This window comes from Salinivibrio sp. PR6 (assembly GCF_001995955.1).
Classification (GTDB): domain Bacteria; phylum Pseudomonadota; class Gammaproteobacteria; order Enterobacterales; family Vibrionaceae; genus Salinivibrio; species Salinivibrio siamensis.
The window spans coordinates 16,527-33,428 of the sequence record NZ_MUFA01000008.1; the positions used below are offsets into that span (position 1 = coordinate 16,527).

The window sequence follows — 16,902 nt, forward strand, 5'->3', positions numbered from 1 at the left end:
CGCCTTGTGGCCGCCAGCAGCATCCAGATCCTCGACTCGATTGTCGACTTTACCGCTAAAACGGAAGTCGATGCGATTACTAAAAGCTTGCTGACCTCAATTACCGAGCTTACCCCAGTGAGTGAAGTGGTGCTGCTTGATTACTGCGCCGATATGCAGCCTGCCTTCACGGTATTAGGCACCAATGACAACAGCGCTTTTCAGCAAGAGAACATCCATCAAATTGACGCGCTGCTTGCAGAATGCCTAGCGACACAAGCGGTGACTCAACACCATACCAATGATCATGTATTGATTGCTGTCCCCATTTATTACGAGAAAGAAGAAGGTGTGAACGGTGTTTTATGCGGCCGCGCCACAGATCTCAGCCAGGAACAACGTGCTCTAGTGGCAGGATTGACGCGTATTTACGAGAACTATCAGCAGATTATCATGGCCAGCGAGCGTGACAGTTTCACCAGCTTATTTAATCGCAAAGTCCTCTCTAAAAAGCTGGATCTTATTTGTGATCGCCTAGCACAAAGCGAGGCGACATCAGATAGTGACTCCGACAGCTCGCTCTCACCTTGGGTGTGTATTTTCGATGTTGATCACTTTAAGCAAATCAATGATAACTTTGGTCATGTATTTGGTGACGAGGTCATCTTGTTACTGGCTTCATTGATGCGCCAGACCTTCTCGTCACAAGACACCTTGTTCCGGTATGGCGGCGATGAATTTGTGGTGCTGTTTCAGCCCTGCTCGCGGGCGATGGCAGAGCAAAAAGCCAACACCTTTATTGCTAATGTCAACGCTCGAGATTTTGGTGCCGCTCAGACCGTGACTATTTCCATGGGCGCGACACGAATTGAACGTGGACAACTCAGTACCAGCTCCATCTTAGGCAATGCGGATCAAGCGCTCTATCACGCCAAACAAAACGGCCGTAACCAAGTCGCTTTTTATGATGACTTACTACAATCTGGGGTGATAAAAACCTTTGTCGCCGAGGACGATGTTGAATTGTTTTAGCTCATGGAGAAAGGTGGCGGCTTGATGACCACCACCTGATATCCACTACAAATTCTCTTCGGCAAATTCAGCCAACCGACTACGCACCACGCCATTGAGGTATACGCACGCACTGCCTTCAAAGTTTTTAAACCGCTCGACAATGTAAGTCAGCCCTGATGTCACTGGGGTTAAATACGAAGAATCAATTTGCGCTAAGTTCCCCGAGCACACCAGCTTAGTACCCTCCCCACATCGAGTGATAATGGTTTTAAGCTGAGAGGCAGTCAGGTTTTGGCACTCATCCAAAATGACAAACGCGTTTTGAATCGAACGACCACGCATAAAGTTAATCGATTTAAACTGTAGATTGGCTTTCTCCATGATATACCGCATCGAACCATCAGTGCACTCGTCATGCATGTGCAACGCTTCTAGCGTGTCGGTGACGGCCCCAAGCCAAGGCAACATTTTCTCTTCTTCAGTGCCCGGTAAAAAGCCGATCGACTCGCCAATATCTGGGGTATTGCGGGTCACGATAATCTTGTCATACATCCCTTTTTCGACCACTTGTTCAAGGGCTGCTGCCATCGCCAGAATGGTTTTACCACAGCCCGCCGGACCGGTGAGGATCGCCAAGTCAATGCTCGGATCCAGCAACGCATCCATTGCCATGCCTTGGTAGATATTTTTCGGTTTCACATCCCACGCGGCGCGATGCATCAATCGCTCTCGGCTCAGATCTTTAATCACCGCTTTATCGCCATCAATGGCTTGCACTCGCGCAGCAAAATCGTCACTGTCATCCAACAGGTATTGATTAACAAACGGGGTATCGAGGAGCTCTGACGGCAACGTATGTAAGGTCTCTGTGCCATAGGCTTGGCTATTGCACTCCCCCACTTTATCCCAAAAGCTACCTTCAAATTGGTGGAAACCCTTGGTCAACAATCGTACATCATCAATCAACTGGTCGGTGCGATAATCCTCCACATGCATCACCCCCGCCCCTTTAGCGCGCAGACGCATATTGATGTCTTTGGTCACCAACACCACTTTACGTGGCGAGCGTTTGGTTTGTAGATATAACACCGCATTGAGTATTCGGTTATCACCCGCTTTATCCGCGAAGGCATGGACCGTTTCTTTGATCTCAAAATCAGCGAGAATCGATACCGTGCCAGTGGCATCCCCTTTGCCAACGGCAATACCCTCGCCAATTTCGTCAGGAGTAGCCTCTTTAAAAATATCTTCCAAGGCGCGGATCGCCACACGCGCATCCCGTGAGACATCACGCTTGCTGTCTTTGATGCGGTCAAGTTCTTCGAGGACAGTCATGGGGATCACGACATCGTGTTCTTGGAAAGAGTAAATCGAGAAAGGCTCGTGGAGGAGAATATTAGTATCAAGTACAAACAGCTTCCGGTCGGCGTCGCCCATAGGCACCTCCTGTGTCGGCAGTTCACTGTCGGTGACAGCGCTTAAAATAAGCGTAGACCTGGCCGTTGGGATGCGCCCAACTTGTTTTACTGCGCCAGCTCACGCTTTTATCTTTGCCGCCCATTAATGACGTTTGTATGTCAGCGTGACCTTTGATGCGATTCGTTGAGTTTCATCGTGACCCTCCTCACAAGTTCGAGTACTATTGGCGGCCAATTTTTTCAGTGCCACACTGAATAGCAGAGTATTTAAACGACGCTGTATTGAATGGCGTCGCGTCTTTCGACAATCGAGTTAATTCAGAGGTTTTCCCCTATGTCATTTGCGCTTGGACAACGTTGGATCAGTGATACGGAACATGATCTTGGACTCGGCACTGTGGTGTCCGTTGATGGCCGTACCGTGACCCTAATGTTTCCTGCTAGTGATGAAACACGGCTGTACGCCAGCCATGATGCGCCCGTGACTCGGGTGATGTTCAATCCCGGCGATGAGGTGGAAAGTCACGAAGGCTGGACCATGACCGTCTCACGCGTTGAGGAAAACGATGGGGTATTAACCTATTACGGCCAGCGTTCCGACACAGGGGAAGATGAGGTCGCACTGCGTGAGATCTTACTCAGCCACCAAATTCGCTTTAACAAGCCGCAAGACAAACTGTTTGCAGGCCAACTCGATCGTATGGACCGTTTTGCCCTGCGTTATCGCGCCCTGACCAACCAATATCAGCAATTGCGCAGCCCGCTACGCGGCTTAACTGGTATGCGTGCTGGCCTGATCCCCCATCAGCTTTATATTGCCCATGAAGTCGGTCGTCGTCATGCTCCACGCGTGCTGCTCGCCGACGAAGTGGGGTTGGGGAAAACCATTGAGGCAGGAATGATTATCCACCAGCAGGTGCTGGCTGGCCGTGCGGAACGTGTGCTGATTGTGGTACCCGAAACCCTGCAGCACCAGTGGCTGGTGGAGATGATGCGCCGCTTTAATCTGCATTTCTCCATTTTCGATGAAGAGCGCTGTGTCGAGGCTTTTGCCGACGCCCCCAACCCCTTTGATACCCAACAGTTGGTATTGTGCTCACTCGAGTTTCTGCGCAAAAACCGCCGCCGGGTGGAACAAGTCTGTGATACCCACTGGGATCTACTGGTGGTTGACGAAGCCCATCACTTAACTTGGACGCCGGAGGCACCGAGTCGAGAATATCAAATCGTTGAGAGCATTGCCGAACATACGCCGGGCGTGTTGCTACTTACCGCCACGCCAGAGCAACTGGGCCAACAAAGCCATTTTGCTCGCTTGCGCCTGCTCGACCCCGACCGTTTCTATGATTACGACGTCTTTGTCGAAGAAGCACAACAATACGCGCCCGTGGCTGAGGCCGTTGAGGCGCTGCTGAGTGATACCCCACTGACCGACGCGGCACAAGCTGGGATACGTCAGCTATTGCAACACGAAGATCTGTCAGCACGTTTAGCCCAAGTGCACAGTGATAACGCAGAAGAGAACGCTCAGGCGCGCCAACAATTGATTGATGATCTTATGGACCGTCACGGCACCGGGCGTGTGTTATTTCGCAATACCCGAGCGGCAATCAGTGGCTTCCCCAGCCGCCAACTGCGTATGCACCCACTCGCGCTACCCAGTCAATATCAAACTGCCATGCGAGTCGCTGGCATGATGGGTAGCACCGGCTCAAGCGAACAAAAGGCCGTGCAAAACCTATACCCAGAAGATATCTATCAACAGTTTGAAGGGGATAGCGCGAGCTGGTGGGGCTTTGATCCACGTATTGACTGGCTGCTGGATTACTTAAAGGCCCATCGCAGCGAGAAGGTGCTGATTATTTGCTCGCGGGCGCAAACCGCACTGACTCTGGAGCAAGCACTGCGTGAGCGCGAAGGCATTCGCGGTACCGTATTCCATGAAGGCATGTCGATTGTCGAGCGTGACAAAGCCGCGGCTTACTTTGCCCAAGAGGACGGGGGCGCCCAGGTCTTGATCTGCTCAGAAATTGGCTCTGAGGGGCGCAACTTCCAATTTGCTCATCAGCTGGTAATGTTCGACTTACCGATGAATCCCGACTTACTCGAGCAGCGTATTGGCCGCCTTGACCGTATTGGCCAGACGCAAGATATTGCCATTCATGTCCCGTACCTTGAAGGCACCGCGCAAACCATTTTGGCACGCTGGTATCACGAAGGCTTGGACGCGTTTGAAGATACTTGCCCCACGGGCCGAGCGGTGTTTGAACAATACGGCGAGACCCTCCTGGCCTTGTTGGCCGCCAACCAACAAGATGATGCGCTGACGACCCTTATTCACGACAGTGCCACCATGAACCAACGGCTAAAAGCGGAAATGGAGCAAGGCCGCGATAAACTGCTAGAAATGCACTCTCACGGTGGGGAAGCCGCCAACCAACTGGCAAACACCATTGCTGAGCAGGATGGTGATACCAACTTAGTCACCTTTACCTTGGGGCTGTTTGATACTATCGGTGTCAATCAAGATGACAAAGGAGAAAATGCCTTGGTGGTCAAACCGTCTGAACACATGATGGTGCCCAGCTACCCAGGGCTACCTGCCGACGGCTGTACCATCACCTTTGACCGCGATACCGCATTGAGTCGCGAAGATGTCCAGTTTGTGTCTTGGGAGCACCCCATTGTTCGAGGCGGCATTGATTTGCTGCTGAGCGAAAACATCGGCACCACCGCGGTATCACTGCTTAAAAACAAGTCACTGCCGGTCGGCACGCTGTTTGTCGAGCTTATCTACACCATTGACGCCCAAGCTCCGAAATCGAGCGGTATCCACCGCTTTTTACCGCAAACACCCGTGCGACTGTTACTTGATGCCAATGGCAATGATCGGTCCGCCAACGTCGAGTTTGAAAGCTTCCATCGTCAACTGAGCCCTGTTAACCGTCACCTCGGCAGTAAAATGGTCAACTCAGTACAAAGCCAGATCCACAAGCTGATTGAGAGCAGTGAGCCACTGGCAGAAAAAGCCCTCGGTGAGATCCAAGCCCGGGCGCTCCAAGAAATGGAAACCGAGCTCCAACAAGCCTTAGCGCGTTTAGAGGCGCTGAAAACGGTCAATCCGAATATTCGTGATGATGAGCTAGACGCATTACGCGAGCAGATAAGCACCTTGTCGCACCATATTCAGCACGCACAAATTGAACTCGATGCGCTGCGCCTTGTTGTGGTTAGCCACCAATAAACCAAAGTGAGACGGGGCCCGGCGGCCCCGATAAACCCTATGGCAATGACTGAATACCATCCACCGACAGACCCTTGGTTAGACATCCTCTATCAAGATGCGGATCTGGTGGTGATCAACAAACCCAGTGGTCTGCTGGCCAACCCTGGTCGCAATCCCGAGCATTACGACAGCGCATGGTCGCGCGTGAAAGCCGCGTTTCCCTCCGCCGAGCTGGTTCACCGCTTAGACATGTCCACCTCAGGGGTGATGGCCTTTGCCGCCCATAAAGAAGCAGAGCGCAACCTTAAAGCGCAGTTTCGCGACCGCGTCCCCACCAAACTCTATTATGCGGAAGTGTGGGGACAACCCGACAGCCATGACGGCATCATTGACTTGCCGCTGATTTGTGACTGGCCCAACCGCCCGCGTCAGAAAGTGTGCTTTGAACATGGCAAGCCATCACAAACCCACTACCGTTGCTTGCAAGCCTCATCACCTACCTGCTTGATGGCCCTGTACCCGTTGACGGGACGCTCGCACCAACTGCGTGTGCATATGCAGTCTATAGGGCACAGCATTGTCGGCGATGAGTTTTATGCCTGCCCGGACGCGCTCGCCTATACCCATCGACTGCACCTCCATGCTGCCGAGCTCAGCCTGCTGCATCCGGCCACCGGTGAAACGCTCCATTTTCAGGCTCCCTGTGATTTTTACCCCACAATGCCCGACAACCGCTTGGCCAATGAGTATCAATTGGCCGTACCACTTGCGAGCACAACGACGGATTCACAGGCCAGCTAGCTGAAACCATTGCACAACATCGCGATATCTCGCACCCTAGAGCCATGGATTGAGACTCGGAGATCAACATGGCTCAGCACGACCCCGTCAATATCGTCTTTCTCGACCGCAACACTATCCCAGCGCATATTGTCCTGCCCACGCCCCAGTATCCACATCACTGGCAAGCCTACGGTGAAACGCAACCCAGCGATGTGATCGCGCGCTTACAAGACGCTGATATCGCCATTACCAACAAGGTGGTGATCGATGAGACGGTGCTTACCGCCTGCCCGAAACTCAAACTGATTGCGGTGGCCGCAACAGGGGTAAACAATGTCGACTTGGCGGCCTGCCAAGCGCATGGTGTACAAGTATGCAATGTGCAAGGCTATGCCACTCAGTCGGTGCCTGAGCATGTCATTGCCATGATTTTTGCCCTCAAGCGCCAGCTCCTCGGCTATCACCAAGATGTCCAAAATGGCGAATGGCAAAAGCAAGGACAGTTCTGCTTTTTCACCCACCCTATTGGCAGTGTGGCCGGCAGTACATTGGGGATCATTGGAAAAGGTGCATTGGGCGAGGCCGTCGCACAACTTGCGCGCGCAGTAGGAATGAAGGTGGTTTTCGCCGAGCACCGTGGTGCACAGGCATGCCGGCTTGGTTATCTGCCTTTTGAACACGTGCTATGCCAAGCAGATGTGCTCTCCTTACATTGCCCACTCACCGATAACACCCATCATCTTATCGACCAAGACACGCTGGCGTTGATGCCAGAGAATGCCATATTGATCAACACCGGACGTGGCGGCTTAGTCAACGAGACCGCGCTGCTACACGCGCTAGAAACGGGTCAAATTGGCGGTGCTGGATTGGATGTACTGAGTGAAGAGCCGGCACCTAACACTCACCCGCTGATCGCCGCATCATTGCCTAACCTGCTGGTCACCCCTCATATCGCATGGGGCGCAGATGAAGCGGTTAACCGTCTCGCCAACCAACTGGTGGATAACATTGATGGCTTTTTAAGCGGATCGCCGCAACATACACTGGTTGACTAACGCACAAGCCCGCTACATATCGCGGGCTTTTTTCACCACATCGTAGGCTTTTTGGATCTCTTGCGCCTTTTCTTTGGCAAGCTCCATCATTTCTGGCGGCAAGCCTTTTGCCATCAATTTATCGGGATGATGCTCATTCATCAGCTTACGGTAGGCTTTTTTCACCTCCTGAGAGGAAGCCGACGCATCAACACCCAGCACATCATAGGCATCATCAATCTCACTTTGCCGTGGTGGTGCGCCCGGCCCATCGGTTTGATGCTGCCAGCCGCCTTGATAACCTTGGCTAAAGCGAAACGCGGCTTCTTGCATCCGTAACCGTTGCTCCAGTTGCTGCGGCGAAAAACCCAGTTTCTCAGCAATCACATAGAGTAGTTCGCGCTCTTTAGGATGTAGCTCGCCGTCAGCAAACGCCGCTTGTATTTGCATTTCCAGAAAGACACGCGACAAATCACGCTGCCCTTGGCTCAAAGCACGAATGCCGTTGAGGGTTTCATCCAGCGGAAAATCACTGTCTTTCCCCTCACGGAATGCCTGCTGAGCCAACTGCCTGGCTTCACCTTGCAGCTGCATTCTGTCCATAAATAAGCTGGCGAGACGAATTTCATCCTGTGTCACCTGCCCTTTGGCTTTGGCGATATGTCCCATCACGGCAAAGGTACCGTGAAAAAAAACACGTTGTGCTTGTGGGCCTTGGGCACCAAAACCGCCGAAACGCGCGCGCTGTTTCGCTTTATCAAACTGATGACCCAAGAAAAGGCCAAGAAGAAAACCGATTGGGCCTCCCAACAATGTGCCGAGAATTGCACCAATTACCTTGCCATTTAGTCGCATGCCATGGTCTCATTGCTAGTTTCACACCCTGAACATTTACAGGTGATGCCGGGCGTAAATTGATTTATGATAATCGCATTTTGCAGCCAAAGCATACTGATGCGTTGCCTTCGTGTACACCACGCAATCAGATAAAACAGGAATGTCTTCTTCAATGTCACCGACTGCACGTAGCTTTTTAGCCACCATGATTAGCCTGGCGCTTTATGGCCCAGCCCTTGTTTTTGCTAATGCGGAATCATCCAACGAACCTTGTCCTGATAGCGAGGCGCGCTGTATTCCAGCAAGTGAGCAAACCCAAGATGTGAACAATGCGCCTATTCGCGTGGTGGCCGATCGCGCGGAAGCGCAAACCAATGAAAAAGCCATCTACAACGGTAATGTCGAGGTGACCCAAGGTCATCGTAAAATGACGGCAGATACCGCGACCTTGCGCGATCCAGAACGGATCGTCACCGCTCAAGGTGATGTGGTGTTCAATGACGGCCAGATGATGGTGACATCGGACTATTTACAAGCCAATTTAGAAAACGAAGACACCACACTCAATAATGCGCAGTACAAGATGCTGTGTACGCCAGGGCGAGGGGAAGCCAAGCGGGTATTTAAAAACGGTACCACCTTCTATGAGCTGGAAGATGGCACCTATACCACCTGCCCGGACGAAGACAAAAGCTGGCGCTTTTCTGCCTCGAAAATAGAAAAAGAAGACAGTAGCTTATTTGCTGACCTTTATCACCCTCGGTTTGAGGTGATGAATGTGCCGATCTTTTATCTGCCATACCTGCGGGTACCCGTTGAAGATGGCCGGCTAACGGGCTTTTTATACCCATCAGTCTCTTGGAGTGATCGCGATGGTATCGAGATGGAAACGCCATTTTATTGGAACATCCATCCGCAACTTGACGCCACGATCACGCCCAAATACATGTCGGAACGGGGTGTGCAGCTCAATACTAAGGTGCGTTATTTAACCCCACTCGGCTCAGGCGCTTTGTACTCAGAATATCTGCCTGATGATCAGCGTAACCCAGATCTTGACGCACGCTGGGGCTTTAACTGGACACACAGCGGCGTACAGGGTCACTGGCGCTACCAAGCCGATTACAGCAAGGTCAGTGACATCACCTACTTCCAAAACATTGACTCGGACGTGGGTAAACGGGAAGACAATACCTTGCTGCAAACCGGTGAAATCAGCTACCGCGGCTTAGATTGGAACAGCACCGTGCGCGTGAGAGATTTCCAACCGCTCACAGAAAATACCAGCGTGTATCGTTTGATGCCGCAAGTCGATTTTAACTACTACGCGCCGCAAGTGCTGCCATGGTTGGATATCAGCGTACCGGCACAATTTAGTGTGTTTGCTAACGACGACCCGAATAAACCAGAAGCAACGCGCACACATCTCGCCCCGACCTTGACCATGCCCTTCACACGCCCTTGGTTTAATGCCACGGCCGAAGCCAGCATGCTCTACACCCATTACGATCAGCGCTTTGACAATGCCATGCCAGATGCCGAGTCAACGGCGACCTTGAGTAAGTCGGTGGAGCGTAAAATCCCAACCGTGCGCTTGCATTCCGGTGTGGTTCTAGAGCGTAACTTTTGGGCGATGGGGGGGCACTTTAGCCAAACGATCGAACCTCAAGTGCAATACTTGTACATCAAAGACGTAGAGCAAGGGGATATTTATAACCCCGTCAACTTCAGTGGTGGTGGCTACGATACCGCACGCTTACAAACCGACTACTATGGTTTGTTCCGCGGCAATCAATTTAGCAGCATTGATTATGTTAACCCGGCTAACCAGCTGACTTACGGGGCGACCACTCGTTTTTACGACGGTGGCTATAAAGAGCGACTCAACCTGTCGTTCGGGCAAATTTATTACTTTGATCAGCCGTCAAACCAAGACGCAGAAACCTTTGACTATTCATCTTGGGCGCTCGAAGGGGAAGCGAATATTGATGACTACCTGTTTTTACGGGCATCAATGCAGTACGACAGCAACCTCAGTGAAATGCAATTTGGTAACGTGATTGCCGAGTATCGCCGCCAACAATTCTACGCGCAAACCAGTTATCGCTATGTGGCCCAAGAATACATTGAGTCTACCTTGCCTAACCGCGATATCAGCGCACTCACCGATGACGGCCTATCCCAAGCCGGTGTGGTCACAGGCTTCCCACTGTGGGGAGGCCTCAGTTTTAAAGGCCAATACTGGCGCGATCTGACTCAAGACGTGATGCTAGAAAATCAGTTTAGCCTGACCTATCGCTCGGATTGTTGGGTGGTCGGCCTGAGCTACAACGAGTACTTACTCTCGCGCTCCGATATTAATGCAGACCCAGAATACGACAACAACGTGACTCTCTCGTTTAGCCTGTTGGGACTGGGAGCTGACAGTGGCTTTAACTTCAACACAGACTCAGGTAATGCGTTGGGTTATCGTAATCCTTTTGCCCTGAAGAACTAACCCGCCATATTGTGGTCTGGACTGTTGAACCTATGAAAAGAAGTGGACAAAGCATGAACAAATGGAGTCACGCCCTCATCACTGGCGTTTTAGTGTTGCTGACCCCTTTAACACAAGCCGCGCCGAAAGCACTCGATCGCGTGATTGCGGTCGTCAATGACGGCGTGGTGTTAAAAAGTGATATGACGGCGATGCGCCGTACCGTTACCCTTAATGCCGCCAACAGCGATCGCGAATTGCCGCCGCAAGAGGTGCTTGAAGAGCAGATGCGTGAGCGGCTGATTATTGAGGAGCTACAGCTGCAAGAGGCTAAACGTTTAGGGATCCAGATAGACGACAGCCAATTGCAACAAGCAATTGAAAACATTGCTAAGGAGCAATCGGTTAGCGTACAAGCCCTGCGTGAAAAAATGGCTGAGCAAGGTGTCGCGTGGGCACAATACCGTGAACAAGTGCGTCGTGAGCTCACCATTTCCGAAGCACGTAATGCGCAAGTACGTCGCCGTATTAGTATTTTACCGCAAGAAGTCGAGACGCTCGCTAGCCAACTAAACGAGCAAAAAATGCAAAAAGTGAAATACAAACTTTCGCATATTCAGCTCAAGTTAGACGACGATGCTAGCAAGGCTGAGCGTGAAAGCGTGAAACAGCAAGCTCATCGCTTAGTCGATACTCTACGCCATGACGGGAATGTCGCTGAACTGGCGATGGAATATTCCAAAGGGCCCAAAGCGCTCGACGGCGGTGATTGGGGCTGGTTGCGACGAGAAGAAATGCCCACCATTTTCGCCGACCAGATCACCAACCAAGGTAAAGGGGCGATCATCGGCCCCTTTAGAAGCGGCGTTGGCTTCCATATTCTCAAAATTGACGATGTACAAGGGCTAGAAACGGTCGCGGTCACCGAAGTGAAAGCGCGTCATATCCTGATCAAACCATCGATCGTATTGAGTGATAAAGGCGCGGAGAAAGAGCTCAACCAACTGACGAACCAAATCCGACGTGGTGAGCAAAGTTTTGCCGATCTCGCCAAGCAGTACAGCGACGATCCAGGCTCGGCAGTCAATGGGGGGGATCTAGGTTGGTCAACCACAGATGCCTATGTGCCTGCCTTCAAAGCCAAAGTCGATGCCCTGCCAGAAGGACAAGTCAGCGAGCCGTTTAAAACCGTACATGGCTGGCATATTGTCGAAGTCACTGATCGTCGTGAAGTGGATAAAACCGATGCGGCAGTGAAAAATCGCGCTTACCGCATGCTGTTCAATAGAAAATTCAACGAAGAAGCGCAGGCCTGGCTGCAAGAGCTACGCGCAGGGGCTTACGTCGAGGTGCTCACCGATGACAGCTGAGCGTATCGCGATTACGCCCGGAGAGCCTGCAGGCATCGGGCCTGATCTTGTCTTGGCCATGGCGCTTCATGCCTGGCCTCATCAGCTTGTCGCCGTCGCCAATAAGCAGATGCTGGCTGAGCGCGCCAAGCAGTTAGGGCTAGCCATCAGCTTACGCGACTACGATCCCCGCACTGAGCCGCAAGCACACAAGGCGGGCGAGCTCATTGTCGCAGAGACGCCGATTGGCGCGCCGGTGACGCCCGGGCAACTGGATGAGGCCAACGGCCGCTATGTACTTGATACCCTCACCCGCGCCGCGGAAGGAAACATGAGCGGCGAGTTTGCTGCGATTGTCACCGGTCCGGTTCACAAAGGGATCATCAACCGTGCTGGGGTCTCTTTTAGTGGCCACACCGAGTTTTTCGCCCAGCACGCCAATGTCAATCAAGTCGTGATGATGCTCGCCACTGAGGGGCTACGCGTCGCCTTGGTCACCACCCATATTCCATTGGCCTATGTCTCCAAGGCCATCACCCGTGAGCGCTTGCACGACGTTATCGGCATTTTGCATCAAGACTTACGTGAAAAGTTTGCCATCACACATCCTCGTATTTATGTGTGCGGCCTGAATCCGCATGCTGGTGAAGGGGGCTGTTTAGGAACAGAAGAAATCGACACCATTGAGCCGGCGCTGGATGATCTGCGCCAACAAGGGATGGATTTAGTCGGTCCTTTACCTGCAGACACGCTTTTCCAGGAAAAATACCTGCAAGATGCAGACGCCGTGCTGGCGATGTATCACGACCAGGGCTTACCTGTGTTAAAATTCAAAGGATTTGGCCGCTCAGTGAATATTACCCTGGGTCTGCCTTTTGTCAGAACATCAGTAGATCATGGTACTGCACTGGATTTAGCGGGTACCGGTACGGCGGATACAGGAAGCCTGCGGACGGCCATCTCCCACGCCATTGAATTAGTAGATAGCAAGCATGAGCGATAAAGTCCATCAAGGCCACCGTGCCAGAAAACGTTTCGGACAAAACTTCCTAAACGACCCATATGTCATCGATGGGATAGTGTCAGCCATTAATCCCCAATCCGGCGAGAATCTAGTTGAGATTGGTCCAGGCCTCGGCGCGCTCACCGAGCCCGTCACTGAGCAAGTTGATCACTTAAACGTGGTTGAGCTTGACCGTGATCTTGCCGCACGCCTACGCAGTCATCCATTTATGGGGCGCAAACTCACGGTCCATGAGGCCGATGCCATGGCGTTTGATTTTGCCGAGCTTGCCAAGCAAGGTCCACTGCGGATTTTTGGTAACCTGCCATACAATGTCTCTACACCGTTAATGTTCCATCTGTTCTCGTTTGCCGATCAAGTGCAAGATATGCACTTTATGTTGCAAAAAGAGGTGGTTAACCGTCTGGCTGCAGGCCCGGGCACCAAAGCATATGGGCGTCTCACTGTGATGGCACAATACTACTGCCAAGTCATCCCTGTATTGGAAGTGCCACCGAGTGCCTTTAAACCCGCACCGAAAGTGGACTCTGCCGTTGTCCGTCTGGTGCCACACAAAACCCTGCCACACCCGGTCACCAATTTGTCATGGTTAGAGCGCGTGTGTCGTGAAGGTTTTAATCAGCGTCGCAAAACCATACGTAACTGTTTTAAATCATTAGTCAGCACGGACACCTTGACCGATCTCGGTATCGACCCTAGCTTACGTCCTGAGCACATGACTTTGGCGCAGTTCTCCCGCTTAGCTAACTGGTTGGACGCCAATCACTCATCATAAACAGGAGCCTTGATTTGCAAGCCACTGAACAATCGCAATTCGAGATTCACGTCGCGACCCAATACGTGGAAGACCAATCAGAGCCTGACAATGAGCGTTTTGTCTTCTCTTACACCGTCACCATTGAAAACCGCGGCGATGCCCCTGCGCAACTTATGCGCAGAAAATGGCTCATTACCGATGCCAATGGTAAAGAACTAGAAATAGAAGGAGAAGGCGTTGTCGGCGAGCAACCCAAGATTGCCGCGGGGGAAAAATACACCTACACCAGTGGCACCATCATCGAGACCCCTGTGGGTGTGATGCAAGGTTTTTATACCATGCAAGGTCAAGACGATCAGTCATTTAAAGTCGACATCGCACCGTTTCGTCTCGCGCTGCCAAACATTCTCCACTAACCCCAGCAGGGAGGCATATGGCGACCTATCTTGTCGGGGATATCCATGGCTGTGAGCGCACATTAGATGCGCTTCTCACCCAAGTCGGGTTTTCCCCAGATAAAGACACTTTGTACTCAGTTGGGGATTTGGTCGCACGTGGGCCAGATTCCCTTAGCGTATTACGTTACTTTTATCAGCTCGGTGACGCAGCTCAGGTTGTCTTGGGTAACCATGACTTACATTTACTGGCCGTTGCCCATGGCATAAAACCGGTCAAAGCCAAAGACAACACCCAGCCCATTCTCGATGCGCCAGATAGGGAGCAACTCCTCGGCTGGCTTTCTCAGCAACCGCTTCTGATGGATGTCTCCGCGCCAGACGGTGGCTTTTTACTCACCCATGCCGGGGTTAGCCCGCAATGGGATAAAAAGACAGCGGTCGCCTGTGCACGCGAGGTAGAAGCGATATTGCGCAGTGATGATCAGCGCTGGTTGCTAGAAAACATGTATGCCGACAGCCCCGATCAGTGGGATCCAACACTCACCGGGCTTGACCGCTATCGCTATATCATCAATAGCTTTACCCGCATGCGTTTTTGTTTCCCAGATGGCCGCCTTGATATGCAATGCAAATTGCCGCCCAACCAGGCCGAAGACAGTGGTTTGTTACCTTGGTTTGAGGTGCCGGCGCGCCAGCCGCTTGATCAGTCGGTGGTGTTTGGCCATTGGGCGGCGTTAAATGGCACCATCCAGCCCAAGCTTTATGGGCTAGATACTGGGTGCGTATGGGGCGGTAAGCTCACGCTCCTTCGTTGGGAAGATAAAGCCTGCTTTACGTTAGCGGCAGAAAATAGCGCCACTTAGGCACGATCCCAGACAGTAAAAGTGACGGGGTAGGCGTTTTTTTCATCCACAGGATGGGCGCCGACCTCTGTTTTCACCCATCCTTCTCCCCACTGCGGGAAGCGGGTGTCGCCGTCGACGTCGAGATCGATAAAGGTCAGGTACAAACGGTCAGCACGGGGCAAAAACGCCTGATAAATGGTACCGCCACCAATCACCATGACCTCCTCATACTCGACCACGGTTTCAAGCGCTTGCTCTGGCGAGCTCACCACTGTGACGCCCTCTGGCTGAAAATCAGGGTCGCGGCTGATCACAATGTTCGGTCGTTTGGGCAGCGGACGACCAATCGACTCAAAGGTTTTACGCCCCATCACCACAGGGTGACCAAGGGTGGTGCGTTTAAACCACGCTAAATCCGCCGGCAAATGCCACGGCATTTGGTTATTCTTGCCAATCACTCGATCGTTTGCCATCGCAGCCACTAAACTGATGCGCATTCTAGGTGCCTTTTTCCTTAAATCACTGGTCGGCGACGATAAAACAATAACCCGGGCATCGCAAGACCAATGGCCAATGCCGAGAGAATAAAGCCGGCTGTGGTGAGGTTTTCGATAAGGCTCGCCCATAAAGCAGGGCTATAGCCTTGATTGTTGATGGTTACCAACGCAATCATCGCTTTAAACGCGTAAACGCCGGGGATCATCGGGATGATCGCTGCCACGGTAAACACCTTGGGATGCGCCAAAAAGCGCTGCGACCAGTACACACCTAAAAACCCAATCGTGGTCGCCCCTGCCAGCGTGGCCCATTCAATCGCGACACCAGACTCCATCAGTAAAAAGCGTAAGCCATGCCCCACGGCACCGCCATAAGCACAGTATTTGAGCGCCTTAACCGGTACATTGAACACTAATGCAAACCCCACCGCAGGGATCATGGCAAAAAACATATCTTCCAGTAAGGCGAGCAATAAACTCATAACCATCCCCACGCCCCCACGAGACTCATAGCACCGACAATGCCTAATGCTGTTGCCAAGGTGAGCAAGGATGCCATCGTCCAGCGTGCGATACCCATATCGACAAAGCCTTTGACCATGTCGGATACCGCATTTATCAACGGGTAGCCAGGTACCAACATTAAGACTGATGAGGCCATGATGAGGAAGGGTTCATTGCCCCAATGCATTATGGTCCCCACACTGGATATCAAGGTGGTGACCATGGCGGTGACCGCGAAGGTGAGAAGCGGATTGAAGTGACGGTGAGCTATCAACTGGCGTACCCGCATACCGGTGGCAGAGGCGATAAACGTGAGTGCAAACACCACCGCATCACCGCCCGCTAAGCGACTAAAGGCCGCACAAGAAAGCCCTATCATCCCCACCACGAGCCAAGGTGGGTAACGAAAGGGTTCAATCCGGCTCAAGCGTTTACGTACCGCCAAGGCGTCGAGGATCCCTTTCTCGGCCAAAATGACCGTGCGCTGGATATCGGTCACCACTTTCATATTAATCCCGCGATCGGGACAACGTCTGGCGGTGGTAATGCAGTGACCTTGACTGAGTGTGGTGACCACTAAGGAGCTCGCCGATAACGCCAGTTCAACGCTATCGAGCCCTAGCGCCCGCCCTAAACGGATGCTCACATCACTGACGAGTTTACTTTCCGCACCATGCTGTAATAGCCGCTGGCCGACTTCAATCACCAGACGCGATATGGCCCGTTGCTCTGGTTCGGTTAACCGCTTTCCCACCTCA

Annotated in this window: 15 protein-coding genes; 10 read left to right on the forward strand and 5 right to left on the reverse strand. The window is 52.3% G+C overall.

Annotated features, from left to right (window positions below; translation table 11 throughout):
• Positions 1 to 6 precede the first annotated feature (6 nt).
• Entirely contained in the window at positions 7 to 1,011 is a 1,005-nt protein-coding gene (locus BZG72_RS08830; protein WP_077666581.1) for a GGDEF domain-containing protein, read from the forward strand.
• A 45-nt stretch (positions 1,012 to 1,056) separates the two neighbouring features.
• Here BZG72_RS08830 and BZG72_RS08835 read toward each other — a convergent pair whose 3' ends face one another.
• Positions 1,057 to 2,430: a PhoH family protein gene (locus tag BZG72_RS08835; RefSeq protein ID WP_046074270.1), complete on the reverse strand. Its 1,374-nt coding sequence runs from the start codon at positions 2,428 to 2,430 to the stop codon at positions 1,057 to 1,059.
• A 315-nt stretch (positions 2,431 to 2,745) separates the two neighbouring features.
• On the opposite strand from BZG72_RS08835, the gene rapA reads away from it, so the two are divergent.
• The 3 genes from rapA to BZG72_RS08850 all read left to right on the forward strand — a co-directional run bounded on the left by rapA (position 2,746) and on the right by BZG72_RS08850 (position 7,478).
• On the forward strand, positions 2,746 to 5,655 hold the full coding sequence (gene rapA / locus BZG72_RS08840; RefSeq protein WP_077666582.1) for an RNA polymerase-associated protein RapA: 2,910 nt from the start codon (positions 2,746 to 2,748) through the stop codon (positions 5,653 to 5,655).
• A 39-nt stretch (positions 5,656 to 5,694) separates the two neighbouring features.
• On the forward strand, positions 5,695 to 6,438 hold the full coding sequence (gene rluA / locus BZG72_RS08845; RefSeq protein ID WP_077578801.1) for a bifunctional tRNA pseudouridine(32) synthase/23S rRNA pseudouridine(746) synthase RluA: 744 nt from the start codon (positions 5,695 to 5,697) through the stop codon (positions 6,436 to 6,438).
• Between the two features lie 68 nt (positions 6,439 to 6,506).
• Positions 6,507 to 7,478 carry a D-2-hydroxyacid dehydrogenase gene (locus tag BZG72_RS08850; RefSeq protein WP_077578802.1) on the forward strand — a complete coding sequence of 324 codons (972 nt, stop codon included), beginning with the start codon at positions 6,507 to 6,509 and terminating at the stop codon, positions 7,476 to 7,478.
• A gap of 12 nt (positions 7,479 to 7,490) precedes the next feature.
• On the opposite strand, the gene djlA is transcribed toward BZG72_RS08850, so the two are convergent.
• On the reverse strand, positions 7,491 to 8,312 hold the full coding sequence (gene djlA, locus BZG72_RS08855) for a co-chaperone DjlA (RefSeq protein ID WP_046074274.1): 822 nt from the start codon (positions 8,310 to 8,312) through the stop codon (positions 7,491 to 7,493).
• Positions 8,313 to 8,466: 154 nt separating this feature from the next.
• Here djlA and lptD point away from each other — a divergent pair, with 154 nt between their 5' ends.
• The 6 genes from lptD to apaH are packed head-to-tail and all read left to right on the forward strand — an operon-like array spanning position 8,467 to position 15,161.
• Positions 8,467 to 10,791: an LPS assembly protein LptD gene (gene lptD, locus BZG72_RS08860; protein WP_077666583.1), complete on the forward strand. Its 2,325-nt coding sequence runs from the start codon at positions 8,467 to 8,469 to the stop codon at positions 10,789 to 10,791.
• 53 nt (positions 10,792 to 10,844) lie between these two features.
• Positions 10,845 to 12,140 carry a peptidylprolyl isomerase SurA gene (gene surA, locus BZG72_RS08865; RefSeq protein ID WP_046074276.1) on the forward strand — a complete coding sequence of 432 codons (1,296 nt, stop codon included), beginning with the start codon at positions 10,845 to 10,847 and terminating at the stop codon, positions 12,138 to 12,140.
• A complete protein-coding gene (pdxA, locus tag BZG72_RS08870; protein ID WP_046074277.1) occupies positions 12,130 to 13,122 on the forward strand; it encodes a 4-hydroxythreonine-4-phosphate dehydrogenase PdxA in 993 nt (330 codons plus the stop codon). Before surA ends, pdxA begins: the two co-directional genes overlap by 11 nt.
• Positions 13,112 to 13,918, forward strand: coding sequence for a 16S rRNA (adenine(1518)-N(6)/adenine(1519)-N(6))-dimethyltransferase RsmA (rsmA, locus tag BZG72_RS08875; RefSeq protein WP_077666584.1), 807 nt, complete (start codon positions 13,112 to 13,114; stop codon positions 13,916 to 13,918). Before pdxA ends, rsmA begins: the two co-directional genes overlap by 11 nt.
• A 14-nt stretch (positions 13,919 to 13,932) precedes the next feature.
• Positions 13,933 to 14,316, forward strand: a complete 384-nt coding sequence (apaG, locus tag BZG72_RS08880; RefSeq protein ID WP_046074279.1) for a Co2+/Mg2+ efflux protein ApaG — start codon at positions 13,933 to 13,935, stop codon at positions 14,314 to 14,316.
• A gap of 17 nt (positions 14,317 to 14,333) precedes the next feature.
• Complete coding sequence (gene apaH / locus BZG72_RS08885) at positions 14,334 to 15,161, forward strand: bis(5'-nucleosyl)-tetraphosphatase (symmetrical) ApaH (RefSeq protein WP_077666585.1); 828 nt, start codon at positions 14,334 to 14,336, stop codon at positions 15,159 to 15,161.
• Here apaH and folA read toward each other — a convergent pair.
• Genes folA through BZG72_RS08900 form a run of 3 tightly spaced genes read right to left on the reverse strand, consistent with a single transcriptional unit; the run spans position 15,158 to position 16,898 of the window.
• Entirely contained in the window at positions 15,158 to 15,640 is a 483-nt protein-coding gene (gene folA, locus BZG72_RS08890) for a type 3 dihydrofolate reductase (protein WP_046074281.1), read from the reverse strand. The genes apaH and folA overlap by 4 nt on opposite strands.
• A gap of 17 nt (positions 15,641 to 15,657) precedes the next feature.
• The gene (locus BZG72_RS08895; RefSeq protein WP_046074282.1) at positions 15,658 to 16,122 is read right to left on the reverse strand and encodes a threonine/serine exporter family protein; all 465 of its coding nucleotides are present in this window, start codon (positions 16,120 to 16,122) and stop codon (positions 15,658 to 15,660) included.
• Positions 16,119 to 16,898: a threonine/serine ThrE exporter family protein gene (locus tag BZG72_RS08900; protein WP_077666586.1), complete on the reverse strand. Its 780-nt coding sequence runs from the start codon at positions 16,896 to 16,898 to the stop codon at positions 16,119 to 16,121. The genes BZG72_RS08895 and BZG72_RS08900 overlap by 4 nt, the downstream gene beginning before the upstream one ends.
• Between the last annotated feature and the right edge of the window lie 4 nt (positions 16,899 to 16,902).

Bases quoted from the DNA above. Each gene is read 5' to 3' on its own strand.
- rapA (WP_077666582.1), top strand. From the start codon at position 2,746: ATGTCATTTGCGCTTGGACAACGTTGGATCAGTGATACGGAACATGAT.
- rluA (WP_077578801.1), top strand. From the start codon at position 5,695: ATGGCAATGACTGAATACCATCCACCGACAGACCCTTGGTTAGACATC.
- lptD (WP_077666583.1), top strand. From the start codon at position 8,467: ATGTCACCGACTGCACGTAGCTTTTTAGCCACCATGATTAGCCTGGCG.
- folA (WP_046074281.1), bottom strand. From the start codon at position 15,640: ATGCGCATCAGTTTAGTGGCTGCGATGGCAAACGATCGAGTGATTGGC.
- djlA (WP_046074274.1), bottom strand. From the start codon at position 8,312: ATGCGACTAAATGGCAAGGTAATTGGTGCAATTCTCGGCACATTGTTG.
- BZG72_RS08850 (WP_077578802.1), top strand. From the start codon at position 6,507: ATGGCTCAGCACGACCCCGTCAATATCGTCTTTCTCGACCGCAACACT.
- apaH (WP_077666585.1), top strand. From the start codon at position 14,334: ATGGCGACCTATCTTGTCGGGGATATCCATGGCTGTGAGCGCACATTA.
- pdxA (WP_046074277.1), top strand. From the start codon at position 12,130: ATGACAGCTGAGCGTATCGCGATTACGCCCGGAGAGCCTGCAGGCATC.
- rsmA (WP_077666584.1), top strand. From the start codon at position 13,112: ATGAGCGATAAAGTCCATCAAGGCCACCGTGCCAGAAAACGTTTCGGA.
- BZG72_RS08835 (WP_046074270.1), bottom strand. From the start codon at position 2,430: ATGGGCGACGCCGACCGGAAGCTGTTTGTACTTGATACTAATATTCTC.
- surA (WP_046074276.1), top strand. From the start codon at position 10,845: ATGAACAAATGGAGTCACGCCCTCATCACTGGCGTTTTAGTGTTGCTG.
- BZG72_RS08895 (WP_046074282.1), bottom strand. From the start codon at position 16,122: ATGAGTTTATTGCTCGCCTTACTGGAAGATATGTTTTTTGCCATGATC.